Source organism: Lacrimispora sphenoides, from assembly GCF_900105215.1.
GTDB lineage: Bacteria > Bacillota > Clostridia > Lachnospirales > Lachnospiraceae > Lacrimispora > Lacrimispora sphenoides_A.
Genome location: NZ_FOIP01000001.1, coordinates 829192 through 850113 on the forward strand (window position 1 = coordinate 829192; position 20922 = coordinate 850113).

Here is a 20922-nt window from a genome sequence, read left to right on the forward strand (position 1 = left end):
TTATTTTTCCTCCTTCTTATCTCTTCTTCTCCTCACGATTGCAATGGAAGTAACCATACCAACCAGCCCTATACTTATAAGCAATCCTCCTCTCAGATCTACATCACCTGTTTTAGGCAGTCTTTTCAACCAACCCCAGAATCCTTTTCCTTTATAGTAAGTAATTCCAAGACCATTTAGACTGGATTGATATGTGGCTGTGATGAAACCCTTTTTCTTCCCGTGTTCCGGATTGTTATACAATATAAATTCTCCTGTTAAAGCTCCATCATCCGTTACATAAATGGTCAGGCAGGTATCAGCCTTTATATATCCCTCAGGGGCATTTATTTCATGTACGGTATATTTTCCAGAGCGGAGCGGAAGGAATGAAATCACACCGTTTTCATCTGTTATTCCTTTGTATACCGGCTCTTCGGCTTCATTTCTAATCTCCAGCTCTGCACCGGCTAATTTTTCCCAAGTTTCAACGTCTATCTTTTGGATAAACACCTCCGGAGAAGGATGATTTACAACTGAAATTGTACTGATTCCTGATACCTCACCGTTATGAATGGTAAAGGAATAGGTGTGATCTGTTGAAAGGTAACCAGGAGCTGCCTTTGTTTCTTTGTATGTATAGGTTCCGTTTTCCGGCATATCAAAGTTTGCATACCCATTCTCTCCAGTATTTACAGTCAGATATAAACTTCCGTTAGGGCGGTAAATAGAAAATTCCACTCCTTTTATTCCCTGTCCTGTAGCAGCGTCTGATTTATATAGAAACATTTTTTCAGAATCAGGGCTATGGTGCTTAAGATCTGACATTGTGACTTCCAATAGCCCGGGGCCTTTTGGCACTGTAAATGCTATATCAGAGGAAAGAAAATATCCTGATGGAGCTTTCACCTCATGAAGGTAATAAGTTTTTCCAGCCTCTAATCTTCCAGTGATATCTATAGCCACGCCTGTTGTCTCAAAATCTGGAATAACCACATTTTTCTGATGATCTAGTACCTGTAAAATGGCTCCTTTTAGAAGTACACCGGATGAATCTACTTTGTTAAGCCGAATTGCAGTGACTTCGTTTTTCATTTCAACCATGTCAACCGCTCCATTTTTACTTACAGTAAAAGGAACATCTTCTGCATATGAATATCCATCTTTAGGAAGGATTTCATGGAGCCAATACCGTTCTCCCGTCTTTAATTTTGCAATGAGTTCATGAGGCTGCTCCCCAGAAATCCACTCTTCCACAACATTTCCATCCTTATCTTTTATGCTCATATGATTTCCTGGCAGCTCTTCACTGCCCGTGATAGCCTTTTTCGATAGGATCAGATGGGTTGGATTATCAATCATAATAATAACGTCCTCATCACCGTTTATACTGACTGTAAATGGGATATCTTCTGCGTAGGCATATCCATCTGCCGGACTGATTTCGTGAACCCAGTATTTTTTTCCAGCCTCCAACTGGCCTTTTAACTCCTTCCACTGAATTCCTGTGATAAAGATTAGATCCTCTCCGGCCTTAAAACCATTTCCATTACGGATTGCCCTTGCTGGGGTCTTATCTTCATTTAAGATTTGAAGCGTACTTCCCGGTAACTGATTGGCTGCTTCTGATGGCATTCCAATAAAAAGGGCACCTTTCTGTTTCTTAATTAAGACCTCTGTTTTTTTATCCTTCATGACTACCGTAATAAGACCTGGTTCCTCCAGTACTGTAAAAGTCAAGCTTTCGCTATAGCTATATCCAGCCGGAGGCTCCTCTTCTGAAAGTTCATAAGTTTTTCCTGCAATCAGAAGTCCTGTTAATACTATCGGCCCCCCATTAGCAGTGAATTCCTTAATTAATGTTCCAGTATCCTTTTCCCGGATAGAGAAGCGGCCACCTATTAGAATATCTCCTGTCTCTGCATCTACTTTTAAAATCTTTATTTCTGTTTTTTTATCCTGCATAATGATGGTTGACCGTATGCCGCTTTCCTCCGCCGTGAAGCGGATCTCTTTTTCAAAAGAGTATCCAGTTGGGGGCTGCTCTTCCTTGATGATATATTCTTTCCCTGGAGTAATCAGTTTTGCTGGAATGAGGACCTCCCTTCCTTCTTCTTTCGTAAATTCATATATGACTTTTCCTGTTTCTGCATCAATCAGGCTGTAGCGGCCTCCTGTAAGCTCCTCTCCTGTTTGCGCATCCACTTTCGTGAAATATAAGTGTACCGGCCGATCTTCCATATTCACATTATCAACCATTCCTGAAGCATTTAGCTGAAAACGATAAACTCCGCTTATTAGGCTGCTCCCGTCACTGTACGTTGTGGTTTCTATGAGGCGGTAGTTTCCTCCTGCAGTCAAGATCTCACGAATCGTTTCATTGTTCCGATTGTTTTCGAATACTGCGCTCTGTATGGCCTTTGAAACCTCACCTATTATCATTCCCCCTTCTATCTGACCGGTAGAGCGGGGTATGTTGTCATAACCGTCTTTTGGCTCCTGTGTAATCTCATATCTGGTTCCATAGGGCAATCCTGCAAAGGTAAGATACCCGTCACCGGTTATTGTAATGTTTTCTTCTCCTTTGATCCGTCCCTCCGATGTACCAGCGTATGCCTGATATCCAGTTAAGGTCTTTCCAGCAGAGTCCATAAATCTTACATGATAAGTAAATTCATCTGTCTGATCCTTTCCGGTTCCAGTCAGTTTATTTATGATGGTAATGGAACCTTCCGGGACAATGGGATTTATGAGCGTAGTACGCTTCGTAACTGCTTCCGTCTGTGTTTCAAAATAAACATTTGCCTGCATTCCTATCTCACCGCTTACCACAGCCACCATGTCCACTGTACCACTTTCATGGGCAGCGATATCCGTGAGATTCCAGGTGATAATTCCATTTTGTTCTACTCCATAATTGGTGGATCTTAAATAATCAAGTCCATCTTTCAGGACCGCATTGATACGGATATCAACTGGATGATTGTAAGGATTGGTATAGGTAGCCGTGTATTTTATGACACTTCCGGTTTTTACTGCACTGTGATCCGCACCTATGCTGCTTGTTACTTGTGCTAAAGGGATTTCCTTTGTTACTGGGTTTATGATTGTATAATCATGATTGTCCTCATTAACGGTCCAGCTTGCAAGGACGTTACCATTTACATCGGCCAGCTCCTGCCTTGTTTCCAGGTATGTCCTGGAAGGAATGGAATAGGATCCGCTTTCGTCAAGGTGGATCCGTTTTGTTTCCTTAAAGGACTTTTCTGTCCTGCCATCAGAATATCTGGTGTATTCGGTTATTTCGTATAAATGGCCGTTTATGACACCATCTTCCGCGGTGATAACTTGGCCGCTTCCTGTCCCAATAAAGGGAGGAAGTTCGGTTCCTGTATCTAAGTCTTTTAATATGGTATATACCTTTACTGGAACTCTTGAAGTGACGGTTAGGGCTTCTATGGCATCATTGTCACAGGCCAGCTTTAAAATGCTAAAATCATTTGATACATTCCTGATTCCGGTTCCCGCTTTATTTAAGGTAAAGATCACCGGTTTTGAAAGAGCATATCCGGCTGGGGCTTTAAGCTCTTCCATGATGTAAACCCGGTTCGCTGACAGCTTCTTTGTCAGGATAAAACCGTCCGGACCGGATACAAAAGTCTCTATGGCTTCTCCATCTTTTTGATACTCTCCATCAATGACCGCCGCCTCATACACAGCTATTTCTGCACCTTCCACAACCATTCCATTATCAAAGTTCATTTTTTTGAATTGAATATTTGTTGTCTGGTTCTCTATTTCACAGGTATAAAGTACTTCTTTTCCGGCCTCTTTTCCATCAAACTGGAACTTCTTCATTCCCTCGGAGATCTGGTAAAGATCCGGTGGAGAAATCTCTTTAATAGTATAAGTGAAAGGTTTAATAGTTCCGTCTGTATGCACCATACCCACCGGAAGTCCGACTATTTCTGCCTTTCCATCTGTTCCAGTTGTCATGTACCAGACAGCCCCGGTATCTTTATTAGATACCATAAAACGGGCATTTTCCAGTCCCTCTCCGGTATCGGATGCTTTCTTTTTGATCTCCAGCTTCCCGACGGTTGGGGTATTTACAACCCGATAAACAGGAACTTTTTCTGTTCCTACGAGGATCTTTATTGGATCTATCTTCTGCATGTAGGCTGGGGCCGTAAGCTCTGCGATATAATAGGTTCCATAAGGGATTTTATTGATCCGGTGAGGTTTTAAATCTCCTTGGTCAAATCCCTCCAGAATGTCCCCGTTAAACTTATCGTTTTCTGTATACCTTCCGTCTGATCCAGATATCCAGGTCTGTATTAGATGGGTTTCATCTTCCACGAAGTTCCCAGCTTCATCGGCCCGATAGAGAGCCAGTTCTGCACCCTTTACGGCATATTCTCTGGCTCCATCTTTTACCACTTTGAGAATGTTAATGTACTTTTCCTCATTTTCAATGCTGAATCTCTGCACATTTCCAGTCTCTATAAGGACAATAGCCTTTGGATCGACTGTTTCAAAGCCAGCAGGTGTCTTTTCTTCCACCAGGACGTAATTCCCTACTTTCTTCCCTTCTTTTACTGCATTGAAGGGCAAATAATCAATCCGGTGCATACCTTCTAATGTGTCATAATTCTTCACCCCGTTTTCCACTTCGTAGTTGAATTGATATTCAAAGTTAAGAGGAAGCTTTCCACCTGGATCAAGGGAAGCATTTTTTACATTCCGGTATATGGTGATACGAATTGTCTTTCCGGCATCAGTGGTCCAAGTCTGGACAGTACCCTCCCCCTTTCCGGTCTGAATGATTTCGTTCCGCTCGGCCGTCCGCTCCCCGTCTTTCGTGTACCAGATGAAGGAAGTAAGGTCCTCCCCTTTCTCCTGGTAAGCTGCTTCAAAGTCCGTGATAAAACTGGACTGATTTTCTGCCAGGCCGAGAAAGTCCTTTATGCGGTCCATAAAATCAGTACTTTTTTCTGTTTTATCTGTATACTCAGTCAAGTCATCGGTCATCCATCCCGCTACTCTCTTTTCCTCGTCATATACTGGCTTCACTCCATCCATCAGAATATTTCCGTCTTTATCTGTTTTCGCTTCATAAAGGGCCAGACCAGCCGCATGACTGTTAGGAAGCTGCACCTTTTTTCCAGTGCTGTCCTCATAGTATTTATAAACCTCCAGCTTGGTATGATCATTCTTTAGATTTACAGTCTGCACTTCTCCGGTAGCTTTTACCGTAAATTCCATGGAGCTTCGGACATACCCAATAGCTGCATCTATCTCTTCCAGAATATAGTCCCCTGCAGGGATACCCTCATAGTATTTCGGAGCCCCTTCTGTGATCCATTCGGCTATAATTTGCACTGGAGCATTATCAGCTGTATTTTCTATCGTCCATTCTGCCGCCTTACTTTCTGTCTTTACAAAATAGTATCCTTTCGGATAGGTTTCTCTGTCAGTAGTATAAACCCGCTTAGCTTTATAAAGCGCCAAATGCGCCCCGGAAATCTGACCGTAACTGTAGGCTCCCTTCGGTTCCGTGACTGTAAGACCCTCCTGATAATCACTGAGTACATCAATTCGGTACTGGTCCGTTGCATCGGTCTTTACAATCTCCACCTTGATCCTCTCATTCTCCAGCCCGGTCTTTTGGACTTCTCTGGTTTCTATAACGGTAACTCCTTCCGGGAATCCCCTGGTATAGCCTGATGGAGCTTTGACTTCTTCCATGATGTATGTTCCTGGGATCACCCGCTTTAGCATATCGGCCTGGCCTACGGTCATATCAGATTTAAATGGATCATTGGGGTACTTCTCTCCGGTAATCCAGGTATTCTCCATGATCCAGGCTTCTCCCTGGCGATGATAAAGCTTCTTATCATCTGTGATGTCCTCTTCCTTCCCGATATCATTCATGCCGGTCTTGTCATTGATCCGGTAAGCAGCATTGTTATAGGCAGGAAGAAGGTCATCGTATTTGTAGCGGACGAAATCACCATCAATATCATAGACAGGATCGCCCTTTTTATAGGTTTCAGCCGATCCCTGGTAATACTCCGGAAGGCCATGGTCATTTAAGACCGGATTCATGCTTTTATCAAAACGATTTCCGTTATAAGTCCCTGTGATATATTCCTGATCCGTGTCGGCGTTGATGGTAGCAATTCTCCACGTTTTGATTTTTTCCCTGGCAATAACCGCTCCGGTTTTCGTCCGGGATACCTTTACCGGCCATACAAGGACCTTTCGTCCTTCTTTGGCGTAGGCCATGCCGGTAGTCGGATCCACAAATGCGTCTCGGTTACCATTGCTGTCCAGGTGATAAAGGATCGTTCCATCACTTAAATGAAAGCACTTGTCTGTTGCAGAATACTTCACAGCAGTCAGATCACCTCCGGTTAACTCATAGACAGGCTGCCCGGCTTTCAGCACGTAGATGGATTCCCGGTTTTTCACTTGTACCTGGTTCCCGATTCGGTCATAGCCGTAAATCTTCCCATTCGCCCCGGTTTCCGTTACTTTCAGCTCTCCAAGGGAATAGAAAAGAATATCTATATTCCCTCGCTCTATCGTCCGGTAAGTCCAGGTTCCTTCCCCTGGCTCTCCGTTTAGGCTTCCTTCCTCATCCTCCTCCCGAATAAATTCAATAGTGGTTCCAGCGTGTCCCTTTAGTACCTGAATGGACTGAACATTATTATTACGGTCCCTTATTACCTCAACACCATCATATCCATAATCTCCGCTGTCTCCGTTTTCCTTGATTTCTATGGCGTCATAAAGAGTCATCTGCGCCCCGGCAACATAGCGGTTGTTATCGCCTGCGGTATCTAAAGGCCTGGATATCAGGCCATACCCGGCAAATATACCATCTACATAGACCGGCTCTGCATCTTCACCTGTAGCCTTTCTGGACTCTAAGTATTCCAGGGTACCTTTGTACCAGGCATAGCCTAAGTAAGTTCCGTTTTTATAGGCAAACTCCAGGTTTTCAGTCCCATGCTTCTGTTTTAACTCCAGTTCTGTTCCTTCTAATCTGGTATTGGTTATGTATGTGATCGTCTGTTCAGAGTCCTTGATTTTGGATATTTCCAAGCGTACTGGAGTATTCCCCACGTAAATCCTAGCGATGTTTGTAATACCCTGTGGTCCTTCTCCTCTCTTATCCTCATAAATAGCTGCCACTACCCGGTTGTCTCTGTTTCCGTCCAGGTAGTAGGTGGTCCGGTCGGAATAAACTTCTATGGCTACTGGCTCTGTCCTTACATATCCAGCAGGAGGCTTAATTTCACAAAGAACATAGGTCCCGGCTCCGAGAGGCTGTGGAGTAATTAAATATCCGGAATTCTGATCCTGATAGGAAGTTTCTCTTAGATCCTCTTCCTTGTCCTCAGCGTGCCACGCTTCTTCGGGCAAAAAACCGTCCCTGGTGGTTGTAAAGGCTTCAAACTGTCCTGTCCTTCTTCCTTCCTGATCGGTAAGAATCACCTGTTCCGATTCCTTACATATAGGTGTTCCTGCCGGAACAGTTCCCTTCCAGGCATTCCCTTCCAAGGCAATATTCTTGGCTCCCATAGCTTCTAAAAATTCCTTCGATCCTTCGATCCGGGTATCCGATCCATAAATCTTCACCAGGCCGTCCGTATTCTCTCCGTCCTCCCTGGACGCTGCATAAAGAGCAAACAAGGCTCCGTCATGGAGGAGAGTTTCCCCTGTCTCCGAATCCAGCTTTTCGATCCTCAGCTTTGCTTTAAAAAAACTGTTTCGAAACTTCGTATATCCGAAGCCTTTGTATGAGCTCTCTCTATTTAGGGAAAGGATACAGTCTGCTACCTCTGTAACTACATTGTCAGAGGCCACGACCGTCCACGGCACAAGCATAGGGGCATATTTTCCATCATAAGCAATCTGTACGCCCTGCATGGTCATTACATTATCTTTGTACTGGATTACAGCACCATTGATCTCTTTATTGGTTCTCCCTGGAAATGGAACATCAATTGCATTACCTTTGTTTTCTGCCACGGAGCTGAATCGGTAGTATTTTGATACGGCATCTCTACCACTTAAGCCTTCTGACAGATAATATGGTACATTTCCACTCGTTCTATCATCCTGCTCATTGTAGTAGTTCTTATATGGCTTAAATCTGTTCTGGCTCAGTGCAAAATAGTCACCTGATCCCATCCCTGCCACGCCGTTTCTGATGTTGTCAATGTCCATGCCGTACTTGTAAACTTCAAAGTCACCATCCGCATTCCTGCCCTTGATTACGCTTACACTCTCTTCATTGAAACGGATCCTATACTTCCTCTCCATCTCAGGCTGTGTTATGCCGGCAGAATAATTGTAATAATTATTAGTCACTTCCGGCGTAGCCTGGGAGCCATCATAATCCGCATATACAGACGGGAGAGAGACTTCTCTTGGCTTGTCAATCTGGTAATGCTTGTTCTTTAAATCCCCCAGATTATTGAATTTCGGTTGCTGTTCTGCCACTACATAAGTTCCGTATGGCAGATATTTTGAAGTAGCAAAGTAGTAACCATCGCTGTTTCCAGCAATGTCACCAAATAGGGTATCCGCTGATAGTGTTGTGAGATCTTTATCTGATCCGCCATTCTTTGCACTGTCCCATTTAATGGAATAAATCAGGTCAAGATCATATGCAAAGAAAGGGGTTAAATAGTTTTCTGTCTTTCGGATGGCTTCTGAAAGGGCTTTGTCGTAAACTTCATCGGAATAATCATTTTCACCTGTGGTGCTTTCCGTTTCCCCAGACGGATTCTTCTTTGCCAGCTTTGCAACTTCGTCAACCAAATACCAGGTAATGGCAAACTGGCGGATATTATCAGAATATAGGGCATTATTCGTAGCTATATCCGATGTATTGCTGTGATTCTTAATTTCTAAATTATTTTGGTCCGCTGGATACTGCCTTTCTGCCCCGCTAGTTCCAAACAGGTGCTTCTTTATAAAGGCAAAGGGTTTAAAAGATGTGCTTCCATTATCTGTACGATCCCATTTATCATCATTGGCCACATTTATGGCATCGAAGAACTTGTCATAATTGTAAACAGAAACAATTCCTGCTCCAGTACTGCTATCCGTCCTTGCCGATATGGATTCCAGTACGGAAGTATAGCCGTTATTCTGGTTTCCGTTAATATAACCATTAGCATAGCTGTACAAGGTATTATTACTTACGATTGCATCCTCTGAGTCTTTATATAAAGGAGAGGTGACATGCTGCACTTTTGTGAAAACCTTGTTTACTATAGCCGGGAATTTCTTATTTCGATCAATCACATTAATTTCATTCCCCAACCTGTCCTGCCAGACTATATTTCCTTCGTTGTCACGGTAAAGTCGTTCCAGATTTGATTTTAAGTACACCTTAAAGCGGAAGTTGTCCATCTTCTTAGCCACCGTGTTTCTTCCAAAACGCCCCCCAAATGTTCTTGTAAACCAGTCATCATGGACTTCGGCATAGGAATTGGTGTTGTCGTATGTTTTTTCATCTATCGTCTTCGTAACCTTAATCTGCTGTCCGATGATACGTTGCAGCACAGTGGTTGGTGTTTCTCTTGTATTTCCGTCTTCAAGCAGATCGTGATATCCATTGCAAATCAAATGCTGACTCTTAATGAAAGTCTTGTTCGAATCAAAGTCTTCGGAAGTAAATGCCCCGGCTCCAGCTCCGGAAACACGTATTACGTATTCTGCATTGGAGATGCTAGCCCCAGCCGTATACCCCCACACATTGTTTGATCCAATCTTACTTATATCTTCATTTGTAACAACGGTCTTTCCATTATTAAGTACGATTGTGAAGTTACCTGATTTTGCTCCGGTTAGGTCCATATCTTTTGAACCGACATGAATGGTATATTGCTTTGACACCTTATCATAATAGTAATAGGTGCTGCCCACCCGGTTCGTCACTTCTTCCGTAGAGTTAACTTGGGGGATTTTAGAAGCGTTTACATTCTCTTCTTTTACAATGACCTCCTTGTAATTCGGCTCCCAGACTTTCCTGGTTACGGGAGCATGGCCAACGTAAGTGCCGCCATTTAAGTACCAGTAATCGTATAGAGTTTCTCCTGTGGTATAGCGGAGATACCTTTCGCTATCGGTAGGATACATGGTTTTATCCGTTGGGAATCCATCTTCGCCCACTTCATAATCTGGTGTTACGTTAATTATGTATTTGCCTGAATTTCCTACTTCTGCGGCATTTAACTCATTCCCTGTATACTTTCTGATAATATATCTTCCGAAGGTTGTATTCAGTTTTGTTAAGTAAGCAGCAACGATATCTCCACTGGAATTTGTTTGATACAACAAGGTCCTACCCGGATTCATGCCGACAACGACTGTTACAATGATTTTCCCGCCGCTAGATTCCACTTTTTGAAGGCCGCCATAGGTAAATACTTTTTCATTGATATAATAATTTAATATTGTTTCGATCACTGATTTATTGGTCGTGGCATTTTCAATTTCAAGGACCATTTCCGGCCTGCCATAGACAATTTTCCCATGTACTGTCCGTTTCTCATCATAGACTGGGACATCTGCCGTGGAATAATCATTATCTTTCGGAGTTTCCATATGGAGAGAATTACGCATCATCAGCTCCAGTTCAGCTTTCACATACTTTATGTTGCTTTCTGAAATCGTAAAAGCACTGGTAAACCTTGCCGGGTCACTGGCTGTAGCAGTCCCTTCTGTAGGTAGTTTATCCGCTTCGGTTCCGTAGGCTTCGTAAGAAATCTTGATACTTTCAGTGACCCCTGGTTTCTCAATCATGTTTCCATTGATATCACGTTTATAAACGGACTCTGATTCTGCTGTCAGATAAAATGGTGCTTCCTTTGCATCAACCCAGTTTCCTCCATCCACTTGCTGGATCACTACCGGATTCAATGTAACGTTGTTTAGATAAATATCTGCTCCTTCCGGAATTCCATCAAGGACTACGTTATAACCATTTGTGGCATCCTTTGATTTTGTTTCGAGAAGAAGTAAGTTTTCTTTATTTCCATAAGTAGCATTTTCTTCCGGGAAGGTAACTGCATTATATAGCTGCTTCGTTATCCAGGCTGATCCTACCGGGGCAGTTTTCGAATCAGTGGTATCACCATAGGACTCTCGGGTACTTTTCTCTGCATTCGTAACCTCCATATCCTTTCCGGTAATAGATAGTTCATATCCTTCGGAACGGGAAAGCTCTTTAATATAGTAATTGCCAAGAAGCAAAGGTCTTCCGATCCAGCTGTCCCCATTCATGGTCTTATTATCTTTGTAGATACGGCCCTTTTCTTCCTGTGGCTGTGCCTTTTCATAACCGTTTTTGATATACAGGTTTTCCGGATATCCCTTTCCGGTATATTCAATCTTTCCTGCCTTGTAATTATAGATACTATGAGGTCTTTCCGTTATCGTTAAGAAGGAACCTTCCCCATTTTTATCTGTGGCGGCGACTGCGACAAGGTCATTTGCATCAAATACCACTCCGATACCGGATGTTACATTTCCACTGTCATCTCGTTGTGTATCCGGTCCATAAATAGGATCTGCCGCAAACAAACCGTATACCGCACCTTCTAAGGTTGCATCTCCCTGGGAATCGCCATAGGAATCATAATTTAAAGACTCCCCGGCCATTAATTCCATATCTCTCTTATTGAAATGAACCTGCCCTGGTACACGGTGATCATATACTTTAAAGGTATGAGCTGTATTATTTCTCGGTCCTTTGTCTACTTCCGGTTGGCTGTCCTCTTCTCCTTCTTCGGCCACCTTACTGGAAACTCTGTTGAGAGCACTTAAACCAAGCATTGTTGTCATGACTGGTTCTTCATTGGTATCTTCTGCAAAAAGGCTGACTTGCCCTATTCTTCTTTCTTCCTTAGGAACGAATGCATCAGAATCTGTGGCCGGACTATATCTTAATGAAAGATTCATAAAGTTCCTTCTAGCCTGCGATGGAGTAGATCCATCTTCATCATCTAAGAAATCATCCAGAAATTCCTCTTCTATATCAAACTCTTCATCATATAATTCTTCATCCTCCTTAACGGTAAGTTTGACGGTTATCTCCTTTTCCTCCGCAAAAGCAGTAGGAAGCCCTATAAAATTTAGTAATTTGTTGATGATTCTTTCTCCTAATGGGAGATCATAGGTTTCTTTCAGGATTAAATCTCCACTTTCCTCATAAGCATCAGAATATGTAGATGAACTTGCCACATTGCTATTGATATCAGCTAGTGATAATTCTTCCTCATCTGTCAGGCTGGTATTCTCTAATACAGGAACTTTCACGTTTGTTAAACTCTGCACGGCAAATCCCTCAAAGTTGCCTTCACTACTTGAACTACCCTTCGTTATGTTTCGGACATATCCTGTAACTTTTACATTTGCATTACTGGAACTTTTCCATTTTTTAGCTCTTCCGGCTTCGGAAGCTGCTATTGTAATAATTTCAATCGGAACGTCATCCGGATGTCCTGGATCATGAATGATGTAGCCATCCCTTGGCTTTGTTTCCCTGAACGTATAGTCATATTCGAGATTGATAAAGGTTTCATATACATCATCCCTGGCAGCCTTACAGCCTGATGCTTCAAATGCTTCTTCCTCAGATGGCTCCTCTTCACCACCACATTCCCAGTGATGGAATGTTCCTCCACTGGCTGCCGCACGAGCTTCACATTCATTTATTGCCGCTTGCCATTCCTCCATTAATATTTCATACTCTTCTGCCGCTTCATCGGCATTGCTTTCTTCTCCTTCTTCTCCACCTTCCGATCCATCTATTTCCGGTTCCGGGGGAATTGGATGACCATTGCAATAGGCATGGCTAAAATCATAAAAACGGATATCTTTATGGGAAATTCGCCCACTGGCATCCGTTACTAAATCATCGTCAAATATCAGCCAATTCTGCCAAGTTGTTGGGGCTTCTCTCATGTTATCTTTGATTACTCCGCCATCTGATTCATCATCACTTAACTGGCTATCGTCGAAATGTTCCAATACCTGCCATGTAGAATTCTGTAATGAATTTCCAGTTTCATAGTCTCTTTTTTCAAGATCAACTTTATAATTGGATTCAAAGGTTTCATTGTGTCGATAAACCTTTAAGGATACTTCTCCACCGCCTGGTGTCGGAGCAGAAGTATTTGTACTGTATTTTGTAGTGAGGAAAAACTCACAAGTTATTTCTTTCGCATGTCCTTTTGCACGATATAGTTGCTGGGAACCTGGAACATTACACTGGAAATACTCTAAGCGGCCTGAGACTTCCAATACCCTAAAAACATTAGGATCGTAACTAATTTTCATAACCGCTTCGTTTGGTTTCTGACCAACCTGGGCATAGGGAAAGCTCCAGGAGAGGTTCTGGCCCTCTGTGTTTACAACCAGTCCCGGTGTTATAGCTGTAATGACACAATATCTCTTAAAGGTTTCCCAATCTGTAAGTCCAGTCAATTCATACAGCTTTGTTGTATCTATTTGTCCGGGGCCGCTTCTTAAGTCATTGATATACATTGCCTTACCTTCGGTATCATACTTGCTGATCAATTCAAGAATATCCTTGGAGCTTTTACAACCGGAAGGGATATTTTCCAATGTCATAAAACCGTCATTGGCTTGCGATTCTATCCAGTCCGATCCACCATTGCTTTTACCTTTTGCCCATGCAACTTCTCTTGCTATATCTTTGTCAATCTGACCGAATTGATTAAGAGTTGGATCTCCATCATAACTTCTAAATGCGCCAATATAAGCCCAGAACATTTTTTTCTGCTCAATGGTACCTTTGTCATAATCGATATCTGCATTTACCTTGGAATAATCGTAATTGCTATGGGCCGAAGCTCCCTGGTTCATGCACAAAAACCATTTATTTGCTTCATCACCAGGCGCTTTTCCCATCAAAAAGGGATGTCCAGCCTGTCCCGAGCTGACAAAGACCAGACCAAACCCCCACGAATTAAACATACCTGGTGGTAAGTAGGTGAGTATAGGCGTTAACAATAAGACAATTGCAAGCAGCCCAGCAATTTTCTGATTTAGTTTTATACCTCTCTTCCAACTTCTGATCATCTATTCTCCTTATTTTTCATATTTTTCCATGTTATGAGAAAAAAAGCTACCGGTTATAATAACCGATAGCTTTTCCTTATAAGTTTTTAATTAAAATATATAATTGGTGCATTTTCTCCTCGAATAACACCAGTTCTTACATCTGGAAACTTTCCCTCCACGCTTGATGGAATTTCGTATCCAGTCGATTTACAGAAAATCCCTAACTGCGTTAATTGTGGTACACCATCTAAATAGTAAAATGGTTCATAAATCGAGGCCACCGTAAAATAAGTGTTCTTACTAGTTGGTTCATAAGCTAACCATACACCATCCACTAAAAACACAGGATAAATATGACTTACAAAACCGAGGCTATTCACAGGTAGCCCCACACAAGTAGCTAAAAGATATGCAGCTCCCCTATATCCATCGCAATTTGCATTCCCGTTAACCAGACAACTGTAGGAATACTGGGTTCCTTCCTGATCTATATAATCTGCCTGAGTGATTCTCTTTGCGATCCGTACCACTTTTTCATAATCGGAAGCATTTCTCCAGTCAAAGCTGTTTAAAAAATTTCGGGTTTCTGTGGTCAAACGCTCTAACTTTTCTTGATCCACACCTTCCAGTCCAGTGGTAGGATAATCCGTTAGTTTTGCAATAGCAGCCAATTCCCTTCCACCAAAAGAAATTAGGGAAAGAGGATCTCTATTTTGGATTGCAAGATTCAAAGCATACTGCAAATGATTATTGGATTCGTAGAAGAAGTTATCCGGATCGCTCTTCCAGGCAGTTGTACCTGTAACTGGACTGGTCACAAACCATGGTTCCATATAGCCTTTTAAGGGGTATTGCGGATCATAATCACCTATGTTGTCCATATCTGATTCACTGGCATTCTGTATCTGCACAACACCATTCATAACCCAGGCGCCATCTGCATTAACCGAATAACCGTCAGGAGTGGTCGTGTTTGCAAGCATATTTCCGTTCTTTTCAAAGAAGTAGGATTTTCCATCAATCCAATTCCAGTCTGTAGCATAAGAGCCATTGTCATTCTGGTATTTCCATGCTGCACCTTCCAGCTTCCACTGCCCTGCAAAAGAAGTTGTTGCTGATCCAATTATTAAAATAACTGATATAACAGCCGTCAATAATTTCTTCTTCATACTTAATTCCTCCCTTAAAGCTTATTTAAAAATCTCCGGTATGATAACTCTATAAATTCTTATTCAAAAGATACAAAGGATAGCCAACTCCAGTTTGTTAATTTATCATCTCCTCCCGTAAGCATATTTATATAGAACTTTTTCGGTATCAAATGTACTTATCTATTAATGTGTAGCTGAGATTTTATTGCTTCCTGCAGCAACTGAGAAAAGTTTATATCATGCTCCATCGCAATAGCATTAAGCCATGCCGGAAGTGTTACTGTACGATTAACAGAACGGTTGATTCGTGCCATACGAATGGAAGGCATATAAACGTCAATTAAAACCACTCTTTCATTTTCATGTACTTCTATCTGCGAAAGCGGCGTAGGATCTGGTATATCCTCTTCATCTTCCTCTAAGCCATATAGGGCGCAGCCAAGTAATTCCCTCGCTGAAAGAAATGCATCATCATCATCTTTTCCACTGGTAGCACAATCCAAATCAGGAAAAACAACTGCAATTTCCTTTCCAGATTCATAAGTAAAAATAGCAGGATAAAAATAACGTTCTGATTTTTTTATAATAAAAGGCCTCCTCTATTTATATTTTATCGTGAGAGAATAAGAGCTATTTGAATTTTAACCCTGACTGTCTTTCAATACTTTTTAGCGTTGGGAGCGGAATATCTTTGTCAGGATGTTTTACGGTTGTACGCCCCTTCTTAATCGGATGTTTGTATTGGTGATGACTTCCAGTTACTCCTACCTCATACCATCCATCAACTTCAAGCATTGCAATGACTTCCCGTGATGAATAACTCTTCATGTATTTTCCCTTCTGACATAGTCATTGTAACACATATAATTATATGTGTCAACTAACACATGTTTTTATATGTGTTACAACAAGATTCGGCCTATATTTAAATCTATTTTCTATTTTTTTCTATCAGTTAAATATTTTCTATTGTCAATGTACAAGATCACAATTTTATCCTCTAAATAAAAGGTAAGTCCGGATCACCCACTCCATCTGGAATATTCATAACGCTGCCCCCTACTACATTAGTTGGCTCTGGCCTGGAATTATCAGAAGATGCATTCTTGCTATCAGTAAATTCCTGTTCATCCACAATAATATCTGTTGTATATACTTTATTTCCGTCCTTATTTGTATAACTCCCAGTCTGGATTCTTCCGGAAATCAGTACTCTCATACCCTGACGAAAATATTTTTCTGCAAACTCTCCTCCTTTGTCAAATGCAACGCAATTGATAAAATCAGCTGTCTGTTCATTACCGTCCTGATTCCTGCGGACTCTGCGGTCAACTGCGAGAGTGTACCTTGCAACTGCCATAATACGCTCTCCCTGGGAATATCTTACTTCTGGATCACGGGTTAATCTCCCCATTAAAATTACACGATTCATATTTTCCTCCATTCCTCCCTGCCCATATGGGCAGGGAATATGTATTGTTATTATGTCGTTTTACTGTACCCATTGGCCTTTCTCATTTACTGTATATCCATCTGGTGTAACAGTGCTGATTAAGAGTTTACCTCTTGTTTCATCGGAAACCGGGTTAAAGAAATACCATGCTCCCTCTACAGTTTGCCCCGCTTCACCGGGTATGTACTGCCACCCGGTAAGCATTTGGCCCTGGGTTCCGTCCATTGCAGTTTTTAAGTAATAAGTATTTCCATCTGGATCTGTTTGCCAGCCCGTTACCATAAACCCCTCCATGTCAAACCGGAACCAGGAGGCTTTTTCCTGCTCTCCGGTTGCGTACGGGTTACTGATATATGCCCATTCATCTGTATACGTACGGTTTGAGGCAAAGATCCATTTTCCATTTGCCACCTGTGTCCAGGTTCCCGTTACTGCTCCGGTCGGAGTTGCTGACCCCTGAGTATTCCCTGCAGTCGTTATTACCACGGAGCGGGCACCACTTTTGCCGCCTGAAGAACCACCACCTCCGCCGGAGCTGCTGGAGGTCGTATTGTCAATTACCTTAAAATTAAGAGTAACAGCTACCGGATCATACATCTTTCCATCACTTGTATAAGCATAAACCGTTACCGCTACGGTTCCGGTATATGGAGATTTTGCCATGGCCGCCTTAATCCAGTTCGCCATAACCTCCTGTTTCTCATTAAAAACTACAGGAGTTGCGAATCCATCCTGATCCACAGTAAGGATACTGGCATCAGAGGAACACCATAGAACATTCTGCATATCCTGGATTCCGGAATAAATGGAAGCATTGAATTTCTTGCTTTCAAGTCCTTTCCATGAAAGAACGGGGCTGCTTGATCTTCCTGTCTTTGTGAGTATCAGGTTATATTTCTCATCCTCCCGGTCTGCCTCGATGCATTCTGCCTGGAAGGTTAATGTAACCTTACAGGCAGCAGCTTTCTGGCCATCTTTTGTTATGGCCGTGATCTCCACGTTCTTTTCTGCCCGATACGGCGCCTTTGAAAGTGCTTTTCTGATCCACGATGCTCCTTCAATCGGTTCTACATTCCCTTCCTGATCCACCGTTACTGCTTCCGGATCGGAAGAGATCCATAAAACGCTGCGGTCATAAGGCTTATGCTCCGTAGTATCCTCCACCTCTGGAAAAACGGCTGCGGATAGTTTTCTCGTTTCAAAACCGATGTTTTGAACCGTTTCGGAATGGATATCCCCTTCCTTCCTATACCCCAGACTATAAGAAAGCGTCGTCTTATCCAGGGTGATCCCTTCCGGAATAATCCTTGTCTGGTCATTGGTTACAAACTTTACGCTTACCTGGCATGTGGCTGAAGCCTGATTTCCAAGCTTGTCCTTCCCATTTACCGTAACAATCGCCTCCCGGCTTCCGGCCCCGGATATCTTTGTATACTTATCACTCTCCCGGATCCCATTATCCGTCGCCATGATATTTCTGATCCAAGCAGAGTCCTTTAGGCCAGAAACTGATACCTCCCGATAAGCTTCTTGATCCTGAGATACCAGAGCCACTGTCGGGTCCGAGCTTGACCAGGTTACTTCAGCCCTGGAGAAAAAATCCGGTGTAAATGTAGCCGTTAATGACTGGGGTGCCGTTACCGACACTGTTTCCTGCGGATTAGTCCGGTCCCCGGTTAAGGTCCTAGTTACGGTATATGTAAGGGCCTGTTTATCCAGGTTCACTCCCTCCGTTGCCACTAAGGTATTATCCAGGACCTGAAATGTGACATTGATCCGGCTGTTCGCCGTACAGGGCTTACCTTCAAAGGAAGCGGATGGCCTGGTCTGTGCCGTCAGGACCGCAACGCCGCCATTCTGGTGCCCAGCTCCATAAATCGTATTGGGGATCTTATACTGGTAATTCCCTTCCGCCTGGGCCCTTTCCCCCTCTTCTGTAATACTTGTAAAAAAAGAAGAAGAAAGGTTTACGGTAAGGCTGGCTGATTTGGCCGTATAGCCATCAGTCCCCTCATCATCGTTTTTCGCCAGGCTGATAAGCTGGGGATCGTCAATGCTCCATTTCACCCGGCCGTCATCTACATCATTATTGGCATCAATGATAGCCTTGATATTTACTGGTTGAACTTCGGTTCCCTGCTCTAACACTCCATTGATATAACGTGCAATGAGCTTCCCTTCCTTATTCCTGATCTCTGTGGTCTTTACTGGGTTTTTCCGGTTACCTGTCCTGGTCTGTACTACTGCAAAAGAATAATCCTCTGGTTCTACCTTGATGGACACAGCCACCTTCTTATAAACCGCTGATACAGATATATCCTCCTGCGGCATCGAAAAGGTATAGGCATGGCTGCTATCCGAATAGGTAGTGCTCTTCTTTACTCCTTTACTGTTTGCGTAAGTTGGGGTACCTTCCATCTGGAACTTTTCTGTATTCGTATTCTTTGGAGCTGTTGTTACGCTTACCGTTGTCCCGGCTGCAATGGACCCCCGATGTTCCTTATCAAGAGGTCTGGAATACTGGGAACTTCCCCTCATCTCCAGGGTTGCGACATCGTAAAAGTTCCGACCATTTGCCACCGTGTCGATCTGATTCACATTTATCAGATATCCTCTCACGGGACGCCCCAGGGAATTCGGGGCAAAATGATCCAGAATGTAATCCCCACTTTCCTTATCCATGACGGTCAGAATGCCGTTTTCTAATTCTTCGTAAAAATACCGGTCTGATATGGTCTTTTTAGATCCACCCTGCACCAGGGTATAATATATATCCCCGGTATGCCAGTATCCTATATGCGCAGCATAGGTATAGTCGTTATCATCACCTATCTCTGATCCGCATACATTGGCGCTGATCTTGCTTACAGAATCTGTAAACAAATAGGCTACATCTTCTATGTAATTAAAGTTTGTTGCGGCTCCCTGCCTGGTTCCTATAAAGGTCCCCTCTCTTGCTAAGGAGCCAAGCTGAGAGTTTCCGATGGTGCCCTCAAAACGTGCCACTTTAAGTTTCCCGGCTGCATATCTTCCGGTGATTCCTCCGATAGCCGTTGAATGGTAGCCGCCGATGGTTCCGCTTACATGTGTATTGTAGATATAGGCTGCATTCTGGAATCCGACGATCCCGCCGATATAGCCTGTCCCCTGGATTCTAGCCGTGGTTCCGTCCCCTGTGGAAACATTAGAGTCCACGATATAGGAATCCGATGCAATCCCAGCGATCCCTCCAACATAAATCACATCTGTTCCGTCGGTGGCATCAATCATCATCTTTTCACAGATAGCATTTTCAATGATAGTACCGCTGATCTCTCCTGCGATTCCACCAGCAATGCCGCTAGAGCGGATATAGGCATTTTTTACGGTCACATTTCGGATTTTGGAATTCTTTGCATATCCGGCTACAACACCGGTCCGGTCTTTTCCCTTTATCTCGTTGCTGTCCGGTATGATAGTCACGTCATAGATCCCCCCATCCGAGACTGCCCCGAACAGCCCTACATTGTTATAATTGGCAAAGGAATTAAGCTTTAAGTTCTTAATGGTATATCCGTTTCCGTCAAGCTCACCGCTAAAGGGATAAGGGACCTCACCGGCATTTTCAGAGGAATCCCTGTAAAAACCGATGGGTATCCAATCCACTCCCTGTAAATCAATGTTTCCTCCCAGGGCAAAATAGCATCCGGAATAGTCACCGGCATATTTCGTCTCTCCGGACTCTGGAACCATCATTCCCATGGCGGTCAGCTCAGAGAGGCCCATAAGCTGTTCTCTGTTCTTAATAAGAAAGGGTTTTTCTTTTGTTCCTTCTCCCTGGCTTCCGTCCAAAAATTCAAAGCTGGTCTTCCCCATCCAGGCATCCCAGATATCTCCCAGGGAGCTGAAAGCTGTGGTCGTTACCGCTATTTTAGTAGGAAGGATTGTAGGAGCATCTTTTGGTTTTTCTTCCGCTTCAGAAGGAATGGCTTCTCTTAACTCCTCATCCATCTTTTCATCTGTTTCTAAAGTGGATTCCAGATCCTCGCTGGTTTCTTTCCCTTCCTCTACCTCCTCATTGTCTTCCGTATCCCAGTCTGCCACGGATGGAGTAGCAGTCTGAACTGTTTTTTCTACAATCCGCCCATTCTCCGCATATACTGCCCATGTTGGCAATGTACTTATTACCATAGTTGTACAAAGCAAGTAGGCGACTCCTTTCATTCTTTTTATCATATTCATTTTCCT

The 20922-nt window shown here is 43.1% G+C and carries 6 protein-coding genes; all 6 read right to left on the minus strand.

Annotated elements, in window-relative coordinates; translation table 11 throughout:
* On the minus strand, positions 1-14109 hold the full coding sequence (locus tag BMW45_RS03755) for a SpaA isopeptide-forming pilin-related protein (RefSeq protein ID WP_092240663.1): 14109 nt from the start codon (positions 14107-14109) through the stop codon (positions 1-3).
* An 86-nt stretch (positions 14110-14195) separates the two neighbouring features.
* Positions 14196-15260: a hypothetical protein gene (locus BMW45_RS03760; RefSeq protein ID WP_092240665.1), complete on the minus strand. Its 1065-nt coding sequence runs from the start codon at positions 15258-15260 to the stop codon at positions 14196-14198.
* A gap of 158 nt (positions 15261-15418) precedes the next feature.
* Positions 15419-15745, minus strand: a complete 327-nt coding sequence (locus tag BMW45_RS03765) for a type II toxin-antitoxin system HicB family antitoxin (protein WP_408610318.1) — start codon at positions 15743-15745, stop codon at positions 15419-15421.
* Positions 15746-15872: 127 nt separating this feature from the next.
* Positions 15873-16070 carry a type II toxin-antitoxin system HicA family toxin gene (locus BMW45_RS03770; protein WP_025231180.1) on the minus strand — a complete coding sequence of 66 codons (198 nt, stop codon included), beginning with the start codon at positions 16068-16070 and terminating at the stop codon, positions 15873-15875.
* A 172-nt stretch (positions 16071-16242) separates the two neighbouring features.
* Positions 16243-16674 carry a single-stranded DNA-binding protein gene (locus BMW45_RS03775; RefSeq protein WP_092240667.1) on the minus strand — a complete coding sequence of 144 codons (432 nt, stop codon included), beginning with the start codon at positions 16672-16674 and terminating at the stop codon, positions 16243-16245.
* Positions 16675-16734: 60 nt separating this feature from the next.
* Positions 16735-20910: a hypothetical protein gene (locus BMW45_RS03780; protein ID WP_092240669.1), complete on the minus strand. Its 4176-nt coding sequence runs from the start codon at positions 20908-20910 to the stop codon at positions 16735-16737.
* Positions 20911-20922 lie beyond the last annotated feature (12 nt).